Origin of the sequence: Paraburkholderia sediminicola (genome assembly GCF_046030555.1) — a bacterium.
Lineage (GTDB): Bacteria > Pseudomonadota > Gammaproteobacteria > Burkholderiales > Burkholderiaceae > Paraburkholderia > Paraburkholderia sediminicola_E.
The window spans coordinates 1-24831 of the sequence record NZ_JAQQCH010000016.1; the positions used below are offsets into that span (position 1 = coordinate 1).

Annotated in this window: 20 protein-coding genes; 19 read left to right on the forward strand and 1 reads right to left on the reverse strand. The window is 62.1% G+C overall.

The genetic code is table 11. From position 1 onward, the window contains the following. Positions 1–521: 521 nt before the first annotated feature. The 18 genes from PQQ52_RS22095 (at position 522) to PQQ52_RS22180 (ending at position 23155) form a co-directional block, all read left to right on the forward strand. On the forward strand, positions 522–4616 hold the full coding sequence (locus PQQ52_RS22095) for a DUF3683 domain-containing protein (RefSeq protein WP_408215849.1): 4095 nt from the start codon (positions 522–524) through the stop codon (positions 4614–4616). Between the two features lie 34 nt (positions 4617–4650). After that, the gene (locus PQQ52_RS22100) at positions 4651–5079 is read left to right on the forward strand and encodes an HIT family protein (protein ID WP_408215852.1); all 429 of its coding nucleotides are present in this window, start codon (positions 4651–4653) and stop codon (positions 5077–5079) included. A gap of 186 nt (positions 5080–5265) precedes the next feature. Beyond that, entirely contained in the window at positions 5266–5679 is a 414-nt protein-coding gene (locus PQQ52_RS22105; RefSeq protein WP_408215855.1) for a gamma-butyrobetaine hydroxylase family protein, read from the forward strand. A gap of 67 nt (positions 5680–5746) precedes the next feature. After that, entirely contained in the window at positions 5747–6478 is a 732-nt protein-coding gene (ubiE, locus tag PQQ52_RS22110; protein ID WP_153137354.1) for a bifunctional demethylmenaquinone methyltransferase/2-methoxy-6-polyprenyl-1,4-benzoquinol methylase UbiE, read from the forward strand. A gap of 38 nt (positions 6479–6516) precedes the next feature. Continuing rightward, positions 6517–7509 (forward strand): Tim44 domain-containing protein, encoded by a 993-nt coding sequence (locus PQQ52_RS22115; RefSeq protein ID WP_408215857.1) that lies wholly within the window; start codon positions 6517–6519, stop codon positions 7507–7509. 153 nt (positions 7510–7662) lie between these two features. After that, the gene (locus tag PQQ52_RS22120; RefSeq protein ID WP_408215859.1) at positions 7663–8307 is read left to right on the forward strand and encodes a ubiquinone biosynthesis accessory factor UbiJ; all 645 of its coding nucleotides are present in this window, start codon (positions 7663–7665) and stop codon (positions 8305–8307) included. A gap of 15 nt (positions 8308–8322) precedes the next feature. After that, positions 8323–9900 (forward strand): ubiquinone biosynthesis regulatory protein kinase UbiB, encoded by a 1578-nt coding sequence (gene ubiB, locus PQQ52_RS22125; RefSeq protein WP_408215860.1) that lies wholly within the window; start codon positions 8323–8325, stop codon positions 9898–9900. Between the two features lie 35 nt (positions 9901–9935). Further along, positions 9936–10559: a methyltransferase domain-containing protein gene (locus tag PQQ52_RS22130; protein WP_408215863.1), complete on the forward strand. Its 624-nt coding sequence runs from the start codon at positions 9936–9938 to the stop codon at positions 10557–10559. Between the two features lie 178 nt (positions 10560–10737). Continuing rightward, positions 10738–11133, forward strand: a complete 396-nt coding sequence (locus PQQ52_RS22135) for an FmdB family zinc ribbon protein (protein ID WP_408215866.1) — start codon at positions 10738–10740, stop codon at positions 11131–11133. 75 nt (positions 11134–11208) lie between these two features. After that, positions 11209–11862, forward strand: coding sequence for a DUF502 domain-containing protein (locus tag PQQ52_RS22140; RefSeq protein WP_408215868.1), 654 nt, complete (start codon positions 11209–11211; stop codon positions 11860–11862). Between the two features lie 64 nt (positions 11863–11926). Continuing rightward, positions 11927–13726, forward strand: a complete 1800-nt coding sequence (gene aspS / locus PQQ52_RS22145) for an aspartate--tRNA ligase (RefSeq protein WP_408215871.1) — start codon at positions 11927–11929, stop codon at positions 13724–13726. A gap of 181 nt (positions 13727–13907) precedes the next feature. Beyond that, positions 13908–14408 carry a dihydroneopterin triphosphate diphosphatase gene (gene nudB, locus PQQ52_RS22150; RefSeq protein ID WP_408215874.1) on the forward strand — a complete coding sequence of 167 codons (501 nt, stop codon included), beginning with the start codon at positions 13908–13910 and terminating at the stop codon, positions 14406–14408. Then, entirely contained in the window at positions 14405–15664 is a 1260-nt protein-coding gene (gene clsB / locus PQQ52_RS22155; RefSeq protein WP_408215875.1) for a cardiolipin synthase ClsB, read from the forward strand. The genes nudB and clsB overlap by 4 nt, the downstream gene beginning before the upstream one ends. A 227-nt stretch (positions 15665–15891) precedes the next feature. Beyond that, entirely contained in the window at positions 15892–16491 is a 600-nt protein-coding gene (locus PQQ52_RS22160) for a TetR/AcrR family transcriptional regulator (RefSeq protein WP_046566835.1), read from the forward strand. 99 nt (positions 16492–16590) lie between these two features. After that, the gene (locus PQQ52_RS22165) at positions 16591–18378 is read left to right on the forward strand and encodes an acyl-CoA dehydrogenase C-terminal domain-containing protein (protein ID WP_408215878.1); all 1788 of its coding nucleotides are present in this window, start codon (positions 16591–16593) and stop codon (positions 18376–18378) included. 123 nt (positions 18379–18501) lie between these two features. Then, complete coding sequence (locus PQQ52_RS22170) at positions 18502–20937, forward strand: 3-hydroxyacyl-CoA dehydrogenase/enoyl-CoA hydratase family protein (protein ID WP_408215880.1); 2436 nt, start codon at positions 18502–18504, stop codon at positions 20935–20937. A gap of 135 nt (positions 20938–21072) precedes the next feature. Continuing rightward, positions 21073–22272 (forward strand): acetyl-CoA C-acyltransferase, encoded by a 1200-nt coding sequence (locus tag PQQ52_RS22175; protein WP_408215883.1) that lies wholly within the window; start codon positions 21073–21075, stop codon positions 22270–22272. A gap of 112 nt (positions 22273–22384) precedes the next feature. Then, positions 22385–23155, forward strand: a complete 771-nt coding sequence (locus PQQ52_RS22180; protein ID WP_408215885.1) for an enoyl-CoA hydratase — start codon at positions 22385–22387, stop codon at positions 23153–23155. A 28-nt stretch (positions 23156–23183) separates the two neighbouring features. Here PQQ52_RS22180 and fdhD read toward each other — a convergent pair whose 3' ends face one another. Further along, entirely contained in the window at positions 23184–24023 is an 840-nt protein-coding gene (gene fdhD / locus PQQ52_RS22185) for a formate dehydrogenase accessory sulfurtransferase FdhD (RefSeq protein ID WP_408215887.1), read from the reverse strand. A 158-nt stretch (positions 24024–24181) separates the two neighbouring features. Between fdhD and PQQ52_RS22190 the strand changes: the two genes are divergently transcribed. Further along, on the forward strand, positions 24182–24658 hold the full coding sequence (locus PQQ52_RS22190) for a nitrate reductase associated protein (protein WP_408215890.1): 477 nt from the start codon (positions 24182–24184) through the stop codon (positions 24656–24658). Positions 24659–24831: the final 173 nt, after the last annotated feature.

The window sequence follows — 24831 nt, forward strand, 5'->3', positions numbered from 1 at the left end:
GAAGCCATGCGGGTGGCGCGGTGCGCTTTGTGAGACGGGAAAGGGTCAATGATAGCGCCAACGGTGTGTACTCTGGCCTTCAGCGAACCCTCGGCGAAAGCCCGAGCGTCCTCGGCAAAGTGGCGTCCGACCGTTCGGTCGGAGAATTCTTCGCATGCGCTTGCGGGTCCCGTTCAACCCAAAAACGCCCAAAGTCCCGTCACAGCTCCGATTTCAGGCGTCAACGCGCGGCTGGATCATGGGGTAGAATTCCATTTTGGAATAAGGATCGGAAGATGCACTGGCAGCCTCGGATCGCCCATTTGATGCCCGTCCCGCGTGAGTCTTGCCCCGCGGCGGAGCGTCACGTCCGCCACGCACGATCGTGTAGCTGTCTCTGAGCGCCGTGAAGCGACCGATGTGGGTAGGCCGTCGGTTGCGCTTCGCTCCCCTAGAAGATTTCCAGCATTGCGCTCCACGCGCACTGTCCGCCGGCGCCTCACCCATGAGCGCGCCCGGTTGACCCACAGAGTCGTCCGAACATGAACGCACCTCAAGTTTTCGATCCGCACGGGGCCGCCATTGCGGTGGCCGCCGATCCCGAAGCGCGTCTGCGCGAAATTCCCTATAACTACACGTCGTTTTCCGACCGCGAAATCGTCATCCGTCTGCTTGGCGACGAAGCCTGGGCGGCTTTGGCCGAACTGCGGGCGGAACGCCGCACCGGCCGCTCGGCGCGGATGTTGTATGAAGTGCTCGGCGACATCTGGGTCGTGCGCCGCAATCCTTACCTGCAAGATGACCTGCTCGACAATCCGAAGCGCCGCGCGCTGCTGATCGAGGCGCTGCATCACCGTCTGACCGAGATCGACAAGCGTCGCCGCGCCGATCTGGTCGAACACGGCGACGAAGCAGGCATCGATCGGGCTGCTCGCGTGGAAACGCTGGTCGCGGCTGCGCGCCGGGCCGTCGACGATTTCGAGAGTGAGTTCCAGAAAACCTTCGATCTGCGCCGTCGTGCGAACAAGGTCTTGGGCAAGGTCACAGAAAAAGACAACATCAAGTTCGACGGTTTGTCCCGCGTCTCGCATGTGACCGACGCGACCGACTGGCGTGTCGAGTACCCGTTCGTCGTGCTGACGCCCGACACCGAAGCCGAGATCGCCGGCATGATCAAGGCGTGTTTCGAGCTCGGTCTGACCGTGATCCCGCGCGGAGGCGGCACGGGCTACACAGGCGGCGCGGTGCCGCTTACGCCGTTTTCGGCCGTCATCAACACCGAAAAGCTCGAACAACTTGGCGCGGTCGAGATGACCGAACTGCCGGGCGTTGACCGCAAGGTGGCGACGATTTTCTCCGGCGCGGGCGTGGTCACTCGGCGTGTGACCGAAGCGGCCGAGCAGGCCGGCTTCGTGTTCGCGGTCGACCCGACCTCGCTGGATGCGTCCTGTGTCGGCGGCAATGTCGCGATGAACGCGGGCGGCAAGAAGGCCGTGCTGTGGGGCACGGCGCTCGACAACCTCGCCTGGTGGCGCATGGTCGACCCGGAAGGAAACTGGCTCGAAGTCACGCGTCTGGACCACAACCTCGGCAAGATTCACGACATCGAACTCGCGCGTTTCGAACTGAAGTGGTTCGACGGTAGCTACGCGCCGGGCGAAAAGCTGCTGCGCACGGAAGCGCTCGACATCAAAGGTCGCGTATTCCGTAAGGAAGGCTTGGGCAAGGACGTCACGGACAAATTCCTGGCCGGCTTGCCGGGCGTGCAGAAGGAAGGCTGCGACGGCCTGATCACGTCGGCGCGCTGGGTGCTGCACAAGATGCCGGCGCATACGCGCACGGTGTGCCTTGAATTCTTCGGTCAGGCCCGCGAAGCGATTCCGAGCATCGTCGAGATCAAAGACTATCTGTTCGAAACGTCGAAGCGGGGCGGCGCGATTCTCGCCGGCCTCGAGCATCTGGACGAGCGCTATCTGCGGGCGGTCGGTTATGCGACCAAGAGCAAGCGCAACGCGTTTCCGAAGATGGTGCTGATCGGCGATATCGTCGGCGACGATGCGGATGCGGTGGCGCAAGCTACCTCGGAAGTTGTGCGCATGGCCAACGGCAAGAGCGGCGAAGGCTTCGTCGCGGTCAACGCCGAAGCGCGCAAGCGTTTCTGGCTCGACCGCAGCCGTACCGCCGCGATTGCCAAGCACACCAACGCGTTCAAGATCAACGAAGACGTGGTGATCCCGCTCGACCGCATGGGCGAGTACACCGATGGCATCGAACGCATCAATATCGAACTGTCGATCAAGAACAAGCTGCAACTGGTCGACGCGCTCGAGGCATTTTTCAAGGGCGGCAAGCTGCCGCTCGGCAAGAGCGACGACGCCAACGAAATCCCGAGCGCGGAGTTGCTCGAAGACCGCGTGCAACAGGCGCTCGATCTGCTGAAGAAGGTGCGCACGCGCTGGGAATTCCTGCGCGACAAGCTCGATCTGTCCGTGCGCGAGGCGCAGCATTATCTGGTCGGCCTCGGCTACGAAGGGCTGGCGGAGAAGTTCGCCGATCGCGCGGACGCGCAACCGGAGGCCACCGTGTTCCATATCACGCAGGACCGTACGGTGCGCGTGTCGTGGAAGGCGGAGATCCGCGCTGAACTGCGTCAGATCTTCAACGGCGGCGAGTTCGAGCCCATCCTCGAAGAAGCCCAGGCGATCCACAAGAAGGTGCTGCGTGGCCGTGTATTCGTCGCGCTGCACATGCACGCGGGCGACGGCAACGTCCACACGAACCTGCCGGTCAACTCCGACAACTACGAGATGCTGCAGGACGCCCACACGGCGGTCGCGCGCATCATGAAGCTGGCGCGTTCGCTCGACGGCGTGATTTCCGGTGAGCACGGCATCGGCATCACCAAGCTCGAGTTCCTGACCGAGGATGAAATCGGCGAATTCCGCGCGTACAAGCAGCGCGTCGATCCGCATGGCCGCTTCAATGCGGGCAAGCTGCTTGCCGGCGCCGATCTGCGTAACGCGTACACGCCGAGCTTCGGCCTGATGGGTTACGAATCGCTGATCATGCAGCAGTCCGACATCGGCGCGATTTCCGAGTCGATCAAAGACTGTCTGCGTTGCGGTAAGTGCAAGCCGGTGTGCGCGACCCACGTGCCGCGCGCGAACCTGCTGTACAGCCCGCGCAACAAGATTCTCGCCACCTCCTTGCTGGTCGAGGCGTTCCTGTACGAAGAGCAGACCCGCCGTGGCGTGTCGATCAAGCACTGGGACGAGTTCAATGACGTCGCGGATCACTGCACGGTCTGTCACAAATGCGTGACGCCGTGCCCGGTGAAGATCGACTTCGGCGACGTGACGATGAACATGCGCAACCTGCTGCGCAAGATGGGTAAGAAGAAGTTCAATCCGGGCAACGCAGCCGGCATGTTCTTCCTCAACGCTACCAATCCGCAGACCATCAACCTCGCGCGCACCGCGATGATGGGCATCGGCTACAAGGCGCAGCGTCTCGGCAACGACGTGCTGAAGAAGTTCGCGAAGAAGCAGACGGCGCACCCGCCGGCAACCGTCGGCAAGCCGAAGGTCACGCAGCAGGTGATCCACTTCATGAACAAAAAGATGCCGGGCAATCTGCCGAAGAAAACGGCGCGCGCGTTGCTGGACATCGAGGACAACAAGATCGTCCCGATCATCCGCAATCCGAAGACGACCACCGCCGATACGGAAGCGGTGTTCTACTTCCCGGGCTGCGGCTCGGAGCGGCTGTTCTCGCAAGTGGGTCTGGCGACGCAAGCCATGCTGTGGGAAGCGGGCGTGCAAACCGTGCTGCCGCCGGGTTACCTGTGTTGCGGCTACCCGCAACGCGGTTCGGGCCAGTTCGACAAGGCCGAGCAGATCGTCACGGATAACCGCGTGCTGTTCCACCGCGTCGCGAATACGCTGAATTATCTCGACATCAAGACGGTGGTGGTGTCGTGCGGCACGTGTTACGACCAGCTCGCCGGCTACGAATTCGAGAAGATCTTTCCGGGCTGCCGGATCATCGACATCCACGAATTTCTGCTCGAGAAAGGCATCAAGCTCGAAGGCGTGAACGGCGTACGCTACATGTACCACGACCCGTGCCACTCCCCGATCAAGACGATGGACCCGGTCAAGCTTGTCAATCAGCTGATGGGTTCGGAGAACGACGGCTACAAGATCGAGAAGAACGATCGCTGCTGTGGCGAATCCGGCACACTCGCGGTGACGCGTCCCGACATCTCGACGCAGGTCCGTTTCCGCAAGGAAGAGGAGATGCGCAAGGGTGCGGCGAAGCTGCGTGGGATTCCTTTGGTTGCTGAGGCGGGTGCGAACGCGATCAATCCGGCCAATGCATCGGCCGGCGCGGCAGGTGCACCGGACGGCTCCGTGCTCAAGGCGGGCAGCGGGCCGCAGCCGAACGGCGTCACCGAGGTGAAGATCCTGACGAGCTGCCCATCCTGCTTGCAAGGCCTGTCGCGTTACAACGAAGACTCGGGCACCGAGGCGGACTACATCGTCGTCGAAATGGCACGTCATGTGCTGGGTGAAGACTGGATGGCGGACTACGTCCAGCGGGCGAACAATGGCGGAATCGAGCGCGTGCTGGTTTAATGGCACGACTGACGATTTTTGCCTGAGGACGACGATGGACTGCGTTTTTTGCCTTGAAGATGGCGGCGACGTGCTGTGGCAGGACGACACCCTGCGTGTCGTCCTTGCCGACGAACACGATTACCCGGGCTTTTGCCGGGTGATCTGGAACAAGCATGTCGCTGAGTTTTCCGATCTCGCCGGAACCGACCGCGATCGCGTGATGCAGGCCGTGTACGCGGTCGAGCGCGCGATCCGGCGTATTCTTCAGCCGGTGAAGGTCAACCTGGCGAGCCTCGGCAACCAGGTGCCGCACGTGCATTGGCATGTGATTCCGCGTTTTTCGAACGACGCTCACTTCCCGTTGCCGATCTGGGCGCCGCGCCAACGCACGGTGTCCGAAGCATTGCTGTCGTCGCGCCGCGCGCAAGCTACCTTGCTGCGCGAGGCGGTGCGGCAGGAAATCGAACAGGCTCTTGGCTGAGCGCCCCCGAGCCTGCCGCTTTGCGCCAGGCTCCCCAAGGGGCTGATGAACACGTGGGGCGACGCGGCGTACGACGCATGCCCCCAAAACCTGCCGCTTCTCGCCGACCCCTGAAAGCGCCAACCCCAGGAGCTTCCTGCGGGGCGCAAACCCTGGAGCGGCCCGGCGTTTTCTTATGAGGTCATCATGGCTGGATTGACTCCCGATACCCCGGTGCCGACCGGTATGGTCGTGCATTCCAAATCGCGCGTGCTCGAATTGCAATACGCAAACGGCGAAACGTATCGCTTGCCGTTCGAACTGCTGCGCGTGTATTCGCCCTCAGCCGAAGTGATGGGCCACGGACCCGGCCAGGAGACGCTGCAAACCGGGAAACGCGACGTCACGATCACGATGATCGAAGGCGTCGGCAACTACGCGGTGCAGCCAACTTTCTCCGACGGGCACGCCACCGGCATCTATTCCTGGGACCTGCTGCACGACATGGCCGTCCGTCAGGATGAACTCTGGCGCGACTATCTCGCCAAACTGGCAGCGGCGGGCGTCGACCGTGATGCGGCAATGAAGCCAGCCGGCGCTGCGCACGGGCACTGTCACTGATACGATTCGCCCTGATCGCCGCACTGATGCGGCGCAACATTTCAGAATACGCGAAAGGACGAGCGCGATGAGCAAAACCCACTTCGGCTTTCAATCGGTCGACGAACAGGAAAAAGCGCAAAAGGTGGCCGGCGTATTCCACTCGGTCGCCTCCAACTACGACCTGATGAACGACCTGATGTCGGGCGGGCTGCACCGGGCGTGGAAGATGTTCACGATCGCCCAGGCCAACGTCCGGCCGGGCTTCAAGGTGCTCGATATTGCGGGTGGCACCGGGGATCTGTCGAAGGCGTTCGCCAAACAGGCGGGCGAAACCGGCGAAGTCTGGCACACCGACATCAATGAATCGATGCTGCGTGTGGGCCGCGACCGCCTGCTGGATAAGGGCGTGATTACGCCGGCGCTGCTCTGCGACGCCGAAAAGATCCCCTTTCCGGACAATTACTTCGACGTGGTCACCGTGGCATTCGGTTTGCGCAACATGACGCACAAGGATGTGGCGTTAGCCGAGATGCGCCGCGTGTTGAAACCGGCTGGCCGTCTGCTGGTGCTGGAGTTCTCGAAGGTGTGGGATCCGCTTAAAAAGGTCTACGACGTCTATTCGTTCAAGGTGCTGCCGTGGCTCGGCGACCGTTTTGCGAAGGACGCCGAGAGCTACCGCTACCTGGCGGAATCGATCCGGATGCATCCGGACCAGGAAACTTTAAAAACAATGATGGAACAAGCGGGCCTGGACGGCGTCAAATATTACAATTTGTCAGCTGGCGTGGTAGCTTTACATGTGGGGACCAAATACTAGGGTTCCTAACCCATCGTTTTTTAAAGGAAAGTACGAAAATGTCCGATTCAGGTGTGTTATCTCCCCGTAAGGTTGGGCGGTCGTTGGTGAGAAGAATCGGACTGATCGCGATGGTCGGTCTGATCATGGCCGGCTCTCTCGCCTCGCTCGATGCGGAAGCCCGCCGCATGGGCGGCGGCCGTAGTCTTGGCCGTCAGTCGAACACGGTTCAGCAACAATCGACCCCGTCGCAACCTTCCCAAAGCAATCAGGCGATGCAGCAGCGCGCGCAACCGGCTCCGGCGCCTACGCCGAGTCCCGCCGCCGCGCCAAACCGCTCGCGCTGGCTTGGGCCGATCGCCGGTCTGGCCGCCGGTCTCGGTATCGCCGCATTGCTGTCGCATTTCGGTCTGGGCGGCGCATTTGCCGGCGCCATGGCCAATATCATCGTGATCGCGGTCATTGCAATGATCGGTATCTGGCTGATCCGGCGCTTCATGGGCCGCAAGCGTGACACGGCGCGTCCGGCGTACGCAGGCGGCGCACCGTCGCTTAACTCGGGAGGCACCGGCTACACGCAGGAGCCGCGCTACACCGCTCCGCCCACCGGCTCTTATCTCGAACCGCAAGGCAATCCGCTGACCACGCCGTCCATCAACGCCGTGCCGGCGGTGCCCGCCGGCTTCGATTCGGAAGCGTTCCTGCGTAACGCCAAGGTGTATTTCGTCCGTCTGCAAGCCGCATGGGACGTCGGCAACACGGAAGACATTCGTGAATTCACTACGCCGGAGATGTTCGCCGAAGTGAAGGTCGATCTCTCGTCGCGCGGTGCCGAGTCGAATCAGACGGACGTGGTGCAGTTGAACGCGGAGTTGCTGGGCGTTGAAGAACGTGCGACCGAATACTTTGCCAGCGTGCGGTTCTCGGGCTTGATCCGCGAATCGGCGGGTGCAGCGGCTGAGCCGTTCGTCGAGGTCTGGAACCTGTCGAAGTCGAACCGGCCGGGCGAAGGGTGGCTGCTGGCCGGCATTCAGCAGGTGGCGCAGCACTGAGGCCGTGGCGGGGCAGCGCCGAGGCAGCACGGCTCGCCCTGATTTCGCACAAAACGTTGGCCGTTCGGCATAGCAAGCCGCGAAGCGAACGGACGTTACAATAGGAACCCGCGCGGGCACCTCGCCTGCGCGGGTTTTTTCTTGCCACTTTCAATGACCCTCGCCGCCAAGCCCTTCGCTGCTGCTGTCAATCATCTGCTCGCCCGCGAATCGTGGGCTCGCGAGCGCCTCGCCCCGTATGCGGGCAAGACCGCCCGACTGTCCTGTCCGCCTGTCGTGCTGATGCTGCTAGTGCAATCGGACGGTTACTTGGTTGCGGTCGACGAAACCGATGCGCAACAGTTCGATGTGGCCATCTCGGTGCCGTCGGACGCACTGCCGGCCTTTGTGCAAGGCGGCCAGGCCGCCGTGATGAAACACGTGAAGATCGAAGGCGACGCCGAATTTGCGACGGTCATCGCCAAGCTTGCCGAGCATCTGCGCTGGGAGCCGGAAGAGGACCTGGCGAAGCTGATCGGCGACGGTCCGGCGTGGCGGGTGGCGTCGGTCGTGCGCACGGTCGGCGAACATGCGCGGCGCACCGGGCGCAATCTGCTCGACACCGCCGCCGAATACCTGCTCGATGAAAATCCGCAATTGGTGCGGAGCGCCGCCCTGGAGGACTTCAACGTCGAACTGGCGCGCGCCCGCGATGCTCTGGCGCGAGTGGAAAAGCGCATCGAGCGTCTTGAACAGAAGGTCGAAGCCCGCGGCGCTGATGCACCGGGCGGCGCCGCCACGTCGCGCGGCACGCGCTAGTCATCGGGCACAACTATGCGTTTTCTGCGTTTCCTCAAGATTTTCTTCACGGTCATCCGCTTCGGTCTCGATGAGATGATGCTCAGCCGCGTCAACGACCGGCGCGTGCGTCTGCTGCTGCGTATCACCACGATTGGTCGCAAGTTCGACGCGCCGCCGGGTGTGCGCCTGCGGCTCGCGCTCGAGAGCCTCGGGCCGATCTTCGTCAAGTTCGGGCAGGTGCTATCCACGCGGCGCGATCTGCTGCCGGTGGATATCGCGAACGAACTGGCCAAGTTGCAGGATCAGGTCCCGCCGTTCGATTCGGCGGTGGCGATCGGGCTGGTCGAGAAGTCGCTCGGCGCGCCGGTCGACGTGCTGTTCGACGATTTCGAGCGGGTGCCGGTGGCGAGTGCGTCGATCGCGCAGGTGCACTTTGCGAAGGTGAAAGCAGGGCAGCACGCGGGCAAGGCGGTCGCCGTGAAGGTGTTGCGGCCGAACATGTTGCCGGTGATCGATTCCGACCTGGCCTTGCTGCGCGACATCGCTGTCTGGGCCGAGCGTTTGTGGGCCGACGGCAAGCGCCTCAAGCCGCGCGAAGTGGTCGCCGAATTCGACAAATACCTGCACGACGAACTCGATCTGATGCGCGAGGCGGCCAACGGCAGCCAGTTGCGTCGCAACTTCGCCGGGCTCGATCTGCTGCTGGTGCCGGAGATGTACTGGGAGTTCTGCACGCCCACCGTGCTGGTGATGGAGCGCATGGTCGGCGTGCCGATCAGCCAGGTGGAGACGCTGCGCGCGGCCGGCGTCGATATTCCGAAGCTGGCGCGTGAAGGCGTCGAGATTTTCTTCACCCAGGTGTTCCGCGATGGTTTTTTCCACGCCGACATGCACCCGGGCAACATTCAGGTGAGCCTCGACCCAGCGCACTTCGGCCGCTATATCGCGCTTGACTTCGGCATCATCGGCGCGCTGTCGGACTTCGATAAGAACTACCTCGCGCAGAACTTCCTCGCTTTCTTCAAGCGTGACTACCACCGCGTCGCCACGTTGCATCTGGAGTCCGGCTGGGTACCGCCTACTACGCGGGTCGAAGAACTGGAAAGCGCGATCCGCGCGGTTTGCGAGCCTTACTTCGACCGGGCGTTGAAGGATATTTCGCTCGGCCAGGTGTTGATGCGCCTCTTCTCGACCTCGCGCCGCTTCAACGTGGAAATCCAGCCGCAACTGGTGCTGCTGCAAAAAACCATGCTGAACGTGGAAGGACTCGGCCGCTCGCTGGATCCTGAACTGGACTTGTGGAAGACGGCCAAGCCCTACCTCGAACGCTGGATGAACGAACAGATCGGTCTGCGTGGCTGGTACGAACGGCTGAAGATCGAGGCGCCGCAGTGGAGCAAGACGCTGCCGCAGTTGCCGCGCCTGATTCACCATGTGCTGGCCGGACGCCACGACAATACGCGCGGGGTGAACGACGACATGATTCGCCAGATCCTGCTCGAGCAGAAACGCACCAACCGGCTGTTGCAGGGCTTGCTTCTGTTCGGCGTGGCGGTCGGTGTCGGCGCGGTGCTGGCGCGGGCTTTTCTGGCATTCGCCTACGGCGGTTGACCCCGACCCCGATCCTGATCCCCACGAGGCATTCCATGAGCGACCCGAACCCGCCTTCAGCGCCCGATTTCGCGACCCGCGACCCCGATTCGCCGGCGTTTTGGGACGAGCGCTTCGAGCGCCATTTCACGCCCTGGGATCAGGCGGGCGTGCCGTCGGCATTCCAGTCGTTCGCCGAGCGCCATCGCGACGCTGCGGTACTGATTCCGGGTTGTGGCAGTGCCTATGAAGCGCTGTGGCTGGCGCAACAAGGCAATCCGGTCCGGGCCATCGATTTCTCGCCGGCCGCGGTTGCGGCAGCGCGCGAGCAATTGGGCGCGCCGCATGCGTCGTTGGTCGAGCAGGCTGACTTCTTCACTTACGAACCGCCGTTCACGCCGGCATGGATCTACGAGCGTGCATTCCTTTGCGCGCTGCCGTTGGCGCGCCGTGCAGACTACGCGCAACGGATGGCCGGGTTGTTGCCAGCCGGCGCGTTGCTGGCGGGTTTCTATTTCATCGGCGCGACGCCGAAAGGGCCGCCGTTCGGTATCGATCGTGCTGAACTCGACGCGTTGCTCACGCCGTACTTCGATCTGATCGAAGACGAAGCCGTGAACGATTCGATTGCTGTTTTTGTTGGACGCGAGCGCTGGCTGACCTGGCGCCGTCGTGATTGAAGACGCTGCCGCACCCGGCGGCAGCGCGGGCCGTACTTGATTCGAACGCGGCCGCCCCCATTTAGGTGGACGGCGGCTGCGTCCGGCGCTTGTCCCCGAAATCCCGGGAAGGGGTGTCGTTTGCGGCTATAATTCAAGGCTTTGCAAGCGTTTATAAGATTTCAGTAGGGAAAAGATCATGCCGATCTACGCTTATCGTTGCGAGTCATGCGGTTTTGGGAAGGACGTGCTTCAGAAGATGAGCGACCCCCAGTTGACGCAATGTCCCGAGTGCGGGAAAGACACATTTCGCAAGCAGGTGACTGCAGCCGGTTTCCAGTTGAAAGGATCCGGCTGGTATGTGACCGATTTTCGCAGCGGCAACGGTGGCGCGGGCGCGCCGGCCAAGCCCGACGCGAATGGCGGCTCGAATGCGAATTCGGGCGAAACCGCCGCAGCCGGGAATGACGGCGCAGTGAAATCCGACACGGCCCCGGCCAACGGCACGGCCGCCGCCGCTTCATCGGGCGCAGCCGCAACGCCTGCTGCCGCACCGGCCGCACCGGCGAGTTCGAGCGGTCCCGGCAGCGCCTAGTGGGACTGCCGCCCTCAGGGGCGGCGCACACGCCGCGCGGCGGATATCGGCTCGCGCAGCTTTCTGGCGGTACACATGACGACGAAAAAAACGACGCTCAAATCGGTGTTCCTGACTGGCCTGCTGGTGCTGGTGCCTCTGGCTATCACCCTGTGGGTGCTCGGCCTGATCATCGGCACGATGGACCAGACGCTGTTGCTGCTGCCTACCTCATGGCAGCCGGAACGCGCGCTCGGCTTCCGTTTGCCGGGCCTCGGCGCAGTGCTGACATTGGCGTTCATCTTTGTCGTCGGGCTGTTGACGCAGAACTTCATCGGCCAGAAGCTCGTGAAGTGGTGGGAAGTCGTGGTTGCTCACATTCCGGTGGTCGGCCCGCTCTACACCAGCGTGAAGCAGGTGTCGGACACCTTGTTGTCGAGCAGCGGCAATGCGTTTCGCAAGGCGCTGCTGATCGAGTACCCGCGCCGCGGTTCCTATACGATTGCGTTTCTGACCGGCATTCCGGGCGGCGACGTGGTCAACCACCTGAAAGAAGATCACGTCAGCGTGTATGTGCCGACTACGCCGAACCCAACGTCCGGCTTCTTCCTGATGGTGCCCAAGAGCGAAGTGATCGAACTCGACATGACGGTCGACGCCGCGCTCAAGTACATCGTCTCGATGGGCGTCGTGGCGCCGTCCGCGCCGCCGGCGCCGGTGCGTCGCACGACAGTCGAGCCTCCGCTGTAATGCCGGTGCGCAGTGTTTCACTGCAGCGCGCCGCTCAACCAATGCAAAACGAAAGACAAACATCATGTCGATGAGATCTGAATACTGCGGTCTGGTGACCGAAGAACTGCTGGGCCAACCCGTCTCGCTGTGCGGTTGGGTAAGCCGCCGCCGTGACCATGGCGGCGTCATCTTCATCGACCTGCGCGACCGCGAAGGCCTCGTTCAGGTCGTCTGCGATCCGGATCGCGCGGAGATGTTCAAGACGGCTGAAGGCGTCCGGAACGAGTTCTGCCTGCAGATCAAGGGTGTGGTTCGCGCTCGCCCGGAAGGCACGACGAACGCCTCGCTGAAAAGCGGCAAGATCGAAGTGCTGTGTCACGAGCTGATCGTGCTGAACCCGTCGATCACGCCGCCGTTCCAGCTCGACGACGATAACCTGTCGGAAACCACGCGTCTCACGCACCGCGTGCTCGACCTGCGCCGTCCGCAGATGCAGCACAACCTGCGTCTGCGTTACCGCGTCGCGATCGAGGTGCGTAAGTACCTGGACTCGCTGGGCTTTATCGACATCGAAACGCCAATGCTCACCAAGAGCACGCCGGAAGGCGCGCGCGACTACCTCGTGCCGTCGCGTACCAACCCGGGTCAGTTTTTCGCGTTGCCGCAATCGCCGCAGCTGTTCAAGCAGCTGCTGATGGTCGCTAACTTCGATCGCTACTACCAGATCGTCAAGTGCTTCCGCGACGAGGACCTGCGCGCCGACCGTCAGCCGGAATTCACGCAGATCGATTGCGAAACCTCGTTCCTGTCGGAACAGGAAATCCGCGATCTATTCGAAGCGATGATCCGGCACGTGTTCAAGGAAACGATCGGCGTCGAACTGGCCGAGAAATTCCCGGTCATGGAGTACTCGGAAGCGATGCGGCGTTTCGGTTCGGATAAGCCGGACTTGCGCGTCAAGCTCGAATTCACGGACCTGACGGACGCCGTCAAGGACGTCGATTTCAAGGTGTTCAGCACGCCGGCCAACACGAAAGACGGCCGCGTCGCGGCGATCCGCGTGCCGAAGGGCGGCGAGCTCTCGCGTGGCGACATCGACAGCTACACGGAATTCGTGCGCATTTACGGCGCGAAGGGTCTGGCCTGGATCAAGGTCAACGAAGTGGCGAAGGGCCGTGACGGTCTGCAAAGCCCGATCGTCAAGAACCTGCACGACGAAGCGGTCAAGGCGATCATCGAGCGCACCGGCGCGCAAGACGGCGATATCATTTTCTTCGCGGCGGATCGCGCGAAGGTGGTGAACGACAGCCTGGGCGCACTGCGTCTGAAGATCGGTCATTCCGAATTTGGCAAAGCCAACGGCCTGGTTGAATCCGGCTGGAAGCCGCTGTGGGTGGTCGATTTCCCGATGTTCGAGTATGACGAGGAAGATAACCGCTACGTCGCCGCGCATCACCCGTTCACGAGCCCGAAGGACGAGCACCTCGAGTATCTGGAAACGGATCCGGCGCGCTGCCTCGCCAAGGCCTACGACATGGTGCTGAACGGCTGGGAAATCGGCGGCGGTTCGGTGCGTATCCACCGTGAAGAAGTCCAGAGCAAGGTGTTCCGCGCGCTGAAGATCAACGCGGAAGAGGCACAAGCCAAGTTCGGCTTCCTGCTCGACGCGCTGCAATACGGCGCGCCGCCGCACGGCGGTATCGCGTTCGGTCTGGACCGCATCATCACGATGATGGCCGGCGCCGATTCGATCCGCGACGTGATCGCGTTCCCGAAGACGCAACGCGCGCAGTGTCTGCTCACGCAGGCGCCGAGCGAAGTGGACGAGCGCCAGTTGCGCGAGTTGCACATCCGTCTGCGTCAGCCGGAACCGAAGGTCTAAGCTGAGCCAAACGCTGGCTGCCTGAAGACTGGCAGCCACAGTGGAACGGAGAAGCAAACGAAAAAGGCGCGTGATGCGCCTTTTTCGTTTTTTGCGTTACAGTCGAAGCAACCGATCCCCACCGATCATTGGACCACTCGCCGACATGTACCGCGTAAGCGTTGCGCCCAGTTTTTACGCCATGCCGAAACCGCCGAAGATCCCGCAATCCGTACTCGTCGTCATCCATACGCCCGCGCTCGACGTGCTGTTGATCCGGCGCGCCGATCACGCAGATTTCTGGCAATCGGTGACCGGTTCGAAAGACCAGGTCGACGAACCCTTCATTGAGACAGCGGCGCGCGAAGTTGCCGAGGAAACCGGCATCGTGGTCGGCACGACGCTCGTGCCGCAACGCGCGTTGTTCGACTGGCAGTACTCAATCGAATATGAGATTTACCCCCAGTTCCGGCATCGCTATGCCGAGGGCGTGATCCACAACACCGAGCACTGGTTCAGCCTGGAAGTGCCCGAGCAACTCGAGGTGACACTCGCGCCGCGCGAGCACACCGCGTTCCTGTGGCTGCCGTATGAAGAGGCCGCCTCGCGCTGTTTTTCGTCGTCGAATGCGGATGCGATCCTGCAATTGCCGAAGCGGCTCGCTGGGCGCCTGAATGGCCAGCCCGAGGAGCGTGCCCGGTGAGCGTCGGCGGCGCGCGCAGTTTCGCGCGGCTCCGGCAATCGCTGCTCGGCCGCCGTTACTGGCAGCGCTACCGCTTCACCAGCGGCAACGACGTCAAGTTGCTGCGTTCCGGCGACGAGTTCTTTGCCGCGCTGATCGAACGCATCGACGCGGCCCAGAGCGACGTCGTTCTCGAAACCTACATCTTCTGTAACGACAGCGCAGGGCAGGCCGTCAGCGCGGCTTTGCAGCGCGCAGCCTCGCGCGGCGTCAAGGTGCGCGTGATTACCGACGGGATCGGCACCGCGCGTCTCGAGATGTTCAACGAGTGGCCGTTAGCCGGTATCGACCATCGCATCTACAACCCACATCTGTTCGGCCGCTTCGGCTTCTCGCGTACGCACCGCAAGATCGCGGTGGTGGACGACCAGTTCGGCTACTGCGGCGGCATCAACATTGTCGACGACTACGAGAACAATGGCGAGAAGCTGCCTTACCGGCGCTGGGATTTCGCGGTGGAACTGCATGGGCCGGTGGTCGCCGATATCCGCGAGGCGTTCGAGGTGCAATGGCGGCGCATTCGTCTCGGGCATCGGCCTCTGGAGTCGCTTGAGCCCGATCTCGCGCCGAAAACCATGGCGTCGCTCGGCACGTTGCGCAGACGGCGCCGCAACCGCAACGAGGCGCTATGGGCCGGCGGTCAGCCGTGCGTGGCTTTCGTCGCACGCGACAACCTGATCAACCGCCGCGCCATCGAAAAGGCCTATCTGACCGCGATCGGCCAGGCGCGCAGCGAAGTGCTGCTGGCCAACCCGTACTTCATGCCGGGCCGTAAGCTGCGGCGCGCGCTGGTATTCGCGGCGCGGCGTGGTGTCGACGTGAAGCTCATCATCGGGCGCAAGGAGTTCAGGGCGCTCGATTACGCGGTGCCGTTCCTGTATCGTGCGCTCCTCAAAGCTGGCGTGCAGATCGCCGAGTACGAGAAAACCCTGCTGCACGGCAAGGTCGCGGTGGTGGATTCGAACTGGGGAACGGTCGGCTCGTCGAATCTCGACGCATTGAGCCTGATGCTCAATAACGAGGCCAACGTGGTGCTGGTCAACGACCCCTCGATCGACGCGCTGCGCGAAGCGATCCTTGTCGCATTCAGGGACTCGCGCCGGATCGACGAGGCGCGCTACGAGGCCCGTCCGGCCGGCGAGCGCCTCCTCAACTGGCTCGCTTACACCAGCTACAGGGCTGTGATGAAGCTGTTGACGGTGGGCGGCTATGACTAGCGCTTCTTTCTTTCTCACATAAGGCGCAAGGGCGCGGCGCCAATGGAAGGAAACAAAAGAAGGCAAACGCCTCTAAAAAATCTCCTTCCTCCGATTGACGGATGCCGCAGAATTGAAACCGGGTTAGAAACCGGTTTCTAATAAAGTCCTTGTTTCGCGGACGGCAGCACTCAATAATAGTACGGCCGTTCGATTTTCTTTCGGTCACATTAGAACGGTAAAAAGCTATGCGAAAAGGCGAACAAACACGAGTCGCGATTCTCGAAGCAGCACTTGATCTGGCAAGCCGCGACGGACTGGAAGGTCTGACGATTGGATTACTGGCCGAGCGCATGCAGATGAGCAAAAGCGGTGTGTTCGCGCATTTCGGGTCGCGCGAGGATTTGCAGGTCGAAGTCGTGCGCGAATATCACCGTCGTTTTGAAGACGAGGTGTTTTTCCCGAGTTTGCGCGAACCTCGTGGATTGCCGCGCTTGCGCGCGATGATCTCCCGCTGGATTGAGAAACGCATTCAGGAAGTCACGACTGGGTGCATCTACATCAGCGGCGCGGTCGAGTACGACGATCGCGGAGACAACCCGGTGCGCGAGCAACTGGTGTCGAGCGTGACGATCTGGCGTGCGGCGCTTACTCGTGCAATTTCGCAGGCGATGGAAGAAGGGCATCTGCGCGCCGATACCGATCCGCAGCTGATGCTGTTCGAACTGTACAGCTTCACGCTCGGTCTGCATCACGACGCGCGCTTCCTGCACTTGCCGGATGCGGTGCGTCTCACGTGGGCCGCGCTGGAAAAATTGATTGTTTCGTATCAGAGCGAAAGCCGTTAGCAAGGCCGTCGAACTTAAACAGATTCAGCGGCGCTGAAAGATCCGATCCACGGACTCAGCTAACAGCCTGGCTCCTTGTCAAACTTGGGAGAGAGAGTCATGGGACAGTACGCCGCGCCGCTGCGCGACATGCAATTCGTGTTGCACGAGCTGCTTAACGTCGAAGCCGAGATCAAGCAGATGCCGAAGCACGCGGATCTCGATGCGGACACGATCAACGCCGTGCTCGAAGAGGCTGGCAAGTTCTGCTCCGAAGTGCTGTTCCCGCTCAATCACAGCGGCGACCAGGAAGGCTGCACGTATGTCGGCGACGGCGTCGTGACCACGCCGAAGGGCTTCAAGGAAGCCTATAAGCAATACGTGGAAGCCGGTTGGCCGGCACTCGGCTGCGATCCGGAATACGGCGGCCAGGGTCTGCCCGCGTTCGTCAACAACGCGCTGTATGAAATGCTGAACTCGGCAAATCAGGCGTGGACGATGTACCCGGGTCTGTCGCATGGCGCATACGAATGTTTGCATGCGCACGGCACGCCGGAACTGCAGCAACGTTATCTGCCGAAGCTGGTCGCTGGCGTCTGGACCGGCACGATGTGTCTGACCGAGCCGCATTGCGGCACCGACCTCGGCATTCTGCGCACCAAGGCCGAACCGAACAGCGACGGCTCGTACGCGATCAGCGGCACAAAGATTTTCATCTCCAGCGGCGAACACGATCTCGCGGAGAACATCGTTCACCTGGTGCTCGCGCGTCTGCCGGGCGCACCGAATGGCACCAAGGGTATTTCGCTCTTCATCGTGCCGAAGTTCATCCCGAACGAAGCGGGCGAGCCGGGCGAGCGCAACGGCGTGAAGTGCGGTTCCATCGAACACAAGATGGGCATTCACGGCAACGCGACCGCGGTGATCAATCTGGACAACGCGAAGGGCTGGCTGGTCGGTGAGCCGAACAAGGGCTTGAACGCGATGTTCGTGATGATGAACGCCGCGCGTCTGGGCGTCGGCATGCAGAGCCTGGGCTTGACCGAAATCGGTTACCAGAACTCGCTCACGTACGCGAAAGAGCGTCTGCAAATGCGCTCGCTGACCGGGCCGAAGGCGCCGGAAAAAGCCGCCGACCCGATCATCGTGCACCCGGACGTGCGCCGTATGCTGCTCACGCAAAAGGCCTACGCTGAAGGCGCGCGCGCGTTCTCGTACTGGTCCGCGCTGCATATCGACAAGGAACTGTCGCACGCTGACGAATCGGTGCGTAAAGAAGCCGCGGATCTGGTCGCGTTGCTCACACCGATTCTGAAAGCATTCCTCTCGGACAACGCATTCGAGAGCACCAACCACGCCATGCAGATCTACGGCGGCCATGGTTTCATCACCGAGTGGGGCATGGAGCAGTACGTGCGCGACGCGCGTATCAACATGATCTACGAAGGCACCAACGCGATTCAGGCGCTCGACCTGCTGGGCCGCAAGATTCTCGGCGACATGGGTGCGAAGATGAAGAAGTTCGGCAAGCTGGTGTCGGACTTTGTCGAAGCGGAAGGCGTGAAGCCGGAAATGCAGGAATTCATCAACCCGCTCGCCGACATCGGTGAAAAGGTGCAGAAGCTGACGATGGAAATCGGCATGAAGGCCATGCAGAACCCGGACGAAGTCGGCGCCGCCGCTGTGCCGTATCTGCGCACCGTCGGCCACCTGGTGTTCTCGTACTTCTGGGCGCGCATGGCACGTATCGCGCTGGACAACGAAGCATCGGGCGACCCGTTCTACAAGGCGAAGCTCGCTACCGCACGCTTTTACTTCGCGAAGCTGCTGCCGGAAACGGCAATGACGATTCGTCAGGCACGTGCCGGCTCGAAGTCGATGATGGACGTCGAAGAGTCGCTGTTCTAAAGCCACATCACGGCAAGCGCCACGCCCGCAAGAGGCGTGGCGCCTTCCAACGCCACAAGTCACACACATCGCGAAACATAAGAGACACCTTCGCGACACCGCATAACTCCCCGGAGGAACGACGTGAGCAATCTGATCATTCGCAAGGTAGCCGTACTCGGCGCCGGCGTGATGGGCGCACAGATCGCTGCGCACCTGATCAACGCCAAGGTGCCCGTGCTGCTGTTCGACCTGCCCGCCAAGGAAGGCCCGAAGAACGCGATTGCCCTGAAGGCGATCGAGAATCTGAAGAAGCTGTCGCCCGCGCCGTTCGGCGTGAAGGACGACGCGCAGTACATCCAGCCCGCGAATTACGACGACGACATCGAGAAGCTCGCCGAGTGCGACCTCGTGATCGAAGCGATCGCCGAACGCATGGACTGGAAGCACGACCTGTACAAGAAGGTCTCGCCGCACCTCGCACCGAATGCGATCTTCGCGACCAACACGTCGGGTCTGTCGATCACTGAACTGTCGAACGGTTTCTCGGATGAATTGAAAGCACGCTTCTGCGGCGTGCACTTTTTCAATCCGCCGCGCTACATGCATCTGGTCGAACTGATCCCGACCGCGACGACGCGTCCGGAAATCCTCGATCAACTCGAATCGTTCCTGACGAGCGTGGTCGGCAAGGGCGTCGTGCGGGCGAAAGACACGCCGAACTTCATCGCCAACCGCGTCGGGATTTTCTCGATCCTCGCCGTGATTACCGAGGCTGCAAAGTTCGGTCTGCGTTTCGACGAAGTGGACGACCTGACGGGCTCACGTCTGGGCCGCGCGAAGTCGGCAACGTTCCGCACGGCTGACGTGGTCGGTCTCGACACCATGGCGCACGTCATCAAGACGATGCAGGACACGCTGAAGGACGATCCGTTCTTCCCGGTCTACGAAACGCCGCCTGTGCTGGCTGAACTGGTGAAGAAGGGCGCGCTGGGTCAGAAGACCGGTGGCGGCTTCTACAAGAAAGAAGGCAAGGCGATCAAGGTGCTCGACCCGAAGACGGGCGAGTATGTCGACGGCGGAGCGAAAGCCGACGATCTGGTGGGCCGCATTCTGAAGCGTCCGCCGGCAGAGCGTCTGAAGTTGCTGCGTGAATCGGAGCACCCGCAAGCGCAATTCCTGTGGTCGATTTTCCGCGACGTGTATCACTACATCGGCGTGCATCTGGAATCGATCGCTGACAACGCACGCGACGTCGACCTCGCCATCCGTTGGGGCTTCGGCTGGAACGAAGGTCCGTTCGAAGGCTGGCAAACGGCCGGCTGGAAGCAGGTCGCCGAATGGGTGCAGGAAGACATCGCGGCAGGCAAGGCGTTGTCGAATGTGCCGCTGCCGTCGTGGGTGCTGGAAGGTCCGGTTGCCGAGAAGGGCGGCGTGCATACGAACGAAGGTTCGTGGTCGCCGGCTTCGAAGACGTTCGTGCCGCGTTCGTCGCTGTCCGTCTACGACAAGCAGGTGTTCCGTGCACCGTTAGTCGGCGAAACCTCGGCTGATCCGAAGACGTACGGCAAGACCCTGTTCGAAACCGACGCTGTGCGCGCCTGGGTCGACGACCGTGCAGGCGAGAACGATGTCCTGATCGTGTCGTTCAAGAGCAAGATGAACACGATCGGACCGTCGGTGATCGACGGTCTGACGCAAGCCATCGAACTGGCCGAGAAGGACTACAAGGGTCTGGTCGTCTGGCAGCCGACGTCGCTGAAACTCGGCACGCCGGGTGGCCCGTTCTCCGCAGGTGCCAACCTCGAAGAAGCCATGCCCGCGTTTATGATGGGCGGTGCGAAGGGCATCGAGCCGTTCGTGAAGAAATTCCAGCAAGGGATGTTGCGCGTGAAGTACGCGAGCGTGCCGGTCATCTCGGCCATGTCGGGCATCGCGCTCGGCGGTGGCTGCGAACTGGCGCTGCATAGCGCGAAGCGTGTTGCGCACATCGAAAGCTACGTCGGTCTGGTTGAAGTCGGTGTTGGTCTCGTACCGGCAGGCGGCGGTCTGAAGGAAGCGGCACTGCGCGCAGCGGAAGCCGCAACCGCAGCGGGCGCGACCAACGATCTGCTGAAGTTCGTGCAGAAGTCGTTCGAAAATGCGGCAATGGCCAAGGTCTCGGCCTCCGCACTCGACGCCCGCGCAATGGGCTACCTGAAGCCGTCCGACACGATCGTCTTCAACGTGTTCGAACTGCTCGATATCGCGAAGAAAGAAGCGCGTGCGTTGTCCGCCGCGGGCTACCGTCCGCCGTTGCGTGTTACGCAAGTACCGGTTGCGGGCCGCTCGGCGATTGCGACCATCAAGGCATCGCTCGTCAACATGCGCGACGGCCGTTTCATCAGCGAGCACGATTATCTGATTGCCAGCCGTATCGCGGAAGCGGTGTGCGGCGGTGACGTGGAAGCGGGTAGTCTCGTCGACGAAGAATGGCTGCTCAAACTCGAGCGTCAAGCGTTCGTCGATCTGCTCGGCACGCAAAAGACGCAGGAACGGATCATGGGCATGCTGCAAACCGGCAAGCCGGTACGCAACTAAGCGACGAGCGGACCGCATCTATATGCATGGGACGGGAGTAAGCGCTGAAGCGCTAACTCCGGTCGACCGCGATAAGACTGCATGGGACCGGAGTAAGCGCTGAAGCGCTAACTCCGGTCGACATAGGAGCTTTAAATGACAAAGCAATTGCAAGACGCATACATCGTCGCCGCGAGCCGCACGCCGATCGGCAAGGCGCCGCGCGGGATGTTCAAGAACACGCGCCCGGACGAACTGCTGGTGCACGCGATCAGGTCGGCCGTGGCGCAAGTGCCCGGTCTCGATACGAAGGTAATCGAAGACGCGATCATTGGCTGTGCGATTCCGGAAGCGGAACAAGGGCTGAACGTCGCGCGCATGGGCGCATTGCTGGCCGGCCTGCCGAACACGGTCGGCGGCGTCACGGTGAACCGCTTCTGCGCATCGGGCCTGACCGCGCTGGCGATGGCGGCGGACCGGATTCGCGTCGGTGAGTCGGACGCGATGATCGCGGGTGGCTGCGAGTCGATGAGCATGGTGCCGATGATGGGCAACAAGCCGTCAATGTCGCCGCATATCTTCGATCGCAACGAAGACATCGGCATCGCCTACGGCATGGGCCTGACCGCCGAGAAGGTTGCCGAGCGCTGGAAGATCAGCCGCGAAGCGCAAGACCAGTTCTCGGTGGAATCGCATCGTCGCGCGATCGCCGCGCAGCAAGCCGGTGAGTTCAACGACGAAATCGCCGCCTACACGATCACCGAGCGCTTCCCGGATCTCGCCACTGGCGAAGTACGGATCAAGACGCGCGAAGTCGCCCTCGACGAAGGTCCGCGTGCGGACACGTCGATGGAAGGTCTGGCGAAACTGCGCACCGTGTTCGCGAACAAGGGTTCGGTGACGGCGGGCAACAGCTCGCAGACGTCGGACGGCGCGGGCGCGTTGATCGTCGTGTCGGAAAAGATGCTGAAGGAATTCAACCTGACGCCGCTCGCCCGTTTCGTCAGCTTCGCCGTGCGTGGCGTGCCGCCGGAAATCATGGGCATTGGTCCGAAGGAAGCGATTCCGGCCGCACTGAAGGCCGCCGGCCTGAAGATCGAGGACATGGACTGGATCGAACTGAATGAAGCGTTCGCCGCGCAATCGCTGGCAGTGATTCAGGACCTCGGTCTCGATCCGTCGAAGATCAACCCGCTCGGCGGCGCGATCGCACTCGGCCACCCGCTGGGTGCGACGGGCGCGATTCGTGCCTCGACCGTTGTGCACGGCCTGCGCCGCCGCAACTTCAAGTACGGCATGGTGACGATGTGCGTCGGCACCGGTATGGGCGCAGCGGGCATCATCGAACGTCTGTAATCGAGTTTGCCATGGTCCTTGCGGTGATCCCCCAGGACCGCGGAAACGGTTCGCAGGCCGCCTGGCTTGCGAACCGTTTTTTCCATTCAGCAGCAACCAGGAGTACGAGGAGATGACAATGGATATTCTGGTCGAGCGCGCCGATGGCGTACTGACGATTGCCTTCAACCGGCCCGACAAAAAAAACGCGATCACGGCCGCGATGTATCAGACGATGGCCGATGCCTTGGTCGAAGCGCACGGCGATGCGTCGATTCGGGCGATTCTGATTCGCGGTAGCGTCGGCATTTTCAGCGCTGGCAACGATCTCGAAGATTTCATGAAGACGCCGCCAGGTGGCGAGAACTCTCCGGTGTTCCAGTTTCTGCGCGCAATCAGTTCGGCGGAGAAGCCGGTCGTGGCATCGGTGGCAGGCCCGGCGGTCGGCATCGGCACGACGCTGTTGCTGCATTGCGATCTGGTCTATGCAGCGGATACGGCCAGCTTTTCGCTGCCGTTCACGCAACTCGGGCTGTGCCCGGAAGCAGCGTCGAGTTTGCTGTTGCAGCGCGTGGCCGGTTATCAGGCCGCAGCAGAAAAGCTGTTGCTCGGCGAAGCATTCAACGCCGCCGAGGCGCAACGCATGGGCTTCGTGAATCGCGTGCTGCCTGTGGCTGAAGTCGATGCATTCGCAGCTGCACAAGCGGCGAAGCTGGCGGCGCTGCCGGCGTCGTCGTTGCGGGTGACGAAGAGTCTGATGAAGCGCGCGAGCCGCCAGGAACTGCAAACGCAGATGACCGAAGAAGCCGTGCACTTCGGCAAGATGCTGCTCGCGCCGGAAGCGCGCGAGGCGTTCAAGGCGTTCTTCGAGAAGCGCAAGCCGGACTTCCGGCAGTTCGACTGAGCTGCCTGCGTTCAGGCGCCTCGCGCGCTCAAGGTTGCGTCGGCTGCAAGGTGTCGTAGTCGACGTAGCTGGTTTCCCGGCAGAAGCTGACAAGCCGCACGCCTGCCTTGCGGGCAATCGTAATCGCGAGCGACGACGGCGCCGAAATCGTGGCGACCATCGGCACGTCGACACGCGCTGCCTTGCGCACCAGCTCGTAGCTGGCTCGGCTCGACAGAAACACAAAACCTTCCCGGGTATCCACGCGATCGAGCACCAGCTGGCCGATCAGCTTGTCGAGCGCATTGTGACGGCCGACGTCTTCGAACGCGTAGCGGATCGCGCCTGCCGCATCGCACCATGCGGCAGCGTGCAGGCCACCGGTCAGGCGCGTCAATGCCTGGTGTTCCGGCAACTCGCGAGCGGCACGCGCAATCGCATCCGGCGCGAGACGTTGCAGAAAGCCGGTGTCCGGCACGCGTTCCGGCTTCAGATCCAGCAGATCAATGCTTTCGATGCCGCATACGCCGCAGCCGGTGCGTCCGGCGAGCGCGCGGCGCTTTTCCTTCAGCGCGACGAACGCCTGCTGCACCACCTTCAATTGCACTTCGGCATGCGGCAATTCGTCATCGTCGTGTAGCTCGACCTCGATGTCCTGAATGTCGCTGCCGCGTTCCACGATCCCCTCCGAAATCGCAAAACCGACCGCGAACGCTTCCAGATCGCGCGGCGTGCACATCATCACCGCGTGCGAGATGCCATTGAAAACGAGCGCAACCGGCCATTCCTGACCGACGTGATCGGTGACGGTTTCGACCGCTGCGCCGCGATGCCGGTGGACCTGGCGCTCCACGGCGCCCGTCTGCCCGTCTGTGTCCAGTTCGTTCAAGCGACTTCACTCCTTTCATGCTGCGCGCGTTTGTGTGGCTTGCAGCCTTGCCCGGCGGCGCGAAGCAGCGCCAGACCATGCCGCTATCGCGCGAATAAGGTTCTAAAATACCTCAAGCCGGGCTTGCGCGTTGCCCGTCACTCAAGAGGAATACTGTCATGGGACTCAACGAAGCACCGCTTCTGTTCAACTTCGAAGTCGCGTCTTCGGAGAATTTCACCTACATCCCGATGTCGGTGCGCTTCAATCTCGATCGCTTCGGGCTGCGCATCACGCTCGAACAGTGGCAATTGCTGCCGCTCGAGGATCGCAAGCTGCTGGCGCGTTTTCCAGTCGAAGAAGACGCGGAAATCGAGCCGAATTTCGATCATGCATTGTTCGAAATGCTGCGCACGCACGCCAACGTCGAGCCGGAGTGGTTCACGCCCGAGGAAGCGCCCGCCTGGCGTCGCGCCGATGCCGTCCCGGATGCTGTCGCGCACCAGGCGGGACTCGCCGGCCTGCCCGCGCCTGGCGTCGCTCAGTGGGCCGAACTCGCGCCGTTCAAGCGGTACGTACTTGCCAAATTGTCGCGCAAGGCGGAAGCCAACCACGACTTCATCACCGCGATGAAGGAATTTGGCGCGGCCGGCTAGGCGCGGCCGGCCAGGCGCCCTCAGCCTAACCCGCGAATTATTTCGCTGCCCCCCCTCAATCTGTTCCGAACCCTGCCGTTATCCATGGGTTGGCGCGTAAAAAGACTCGACTCGATGCGGCCCGACGCATCGAAAGCGACCCCCGTGCTCCCGCCCTCAGAACGATTGACGTT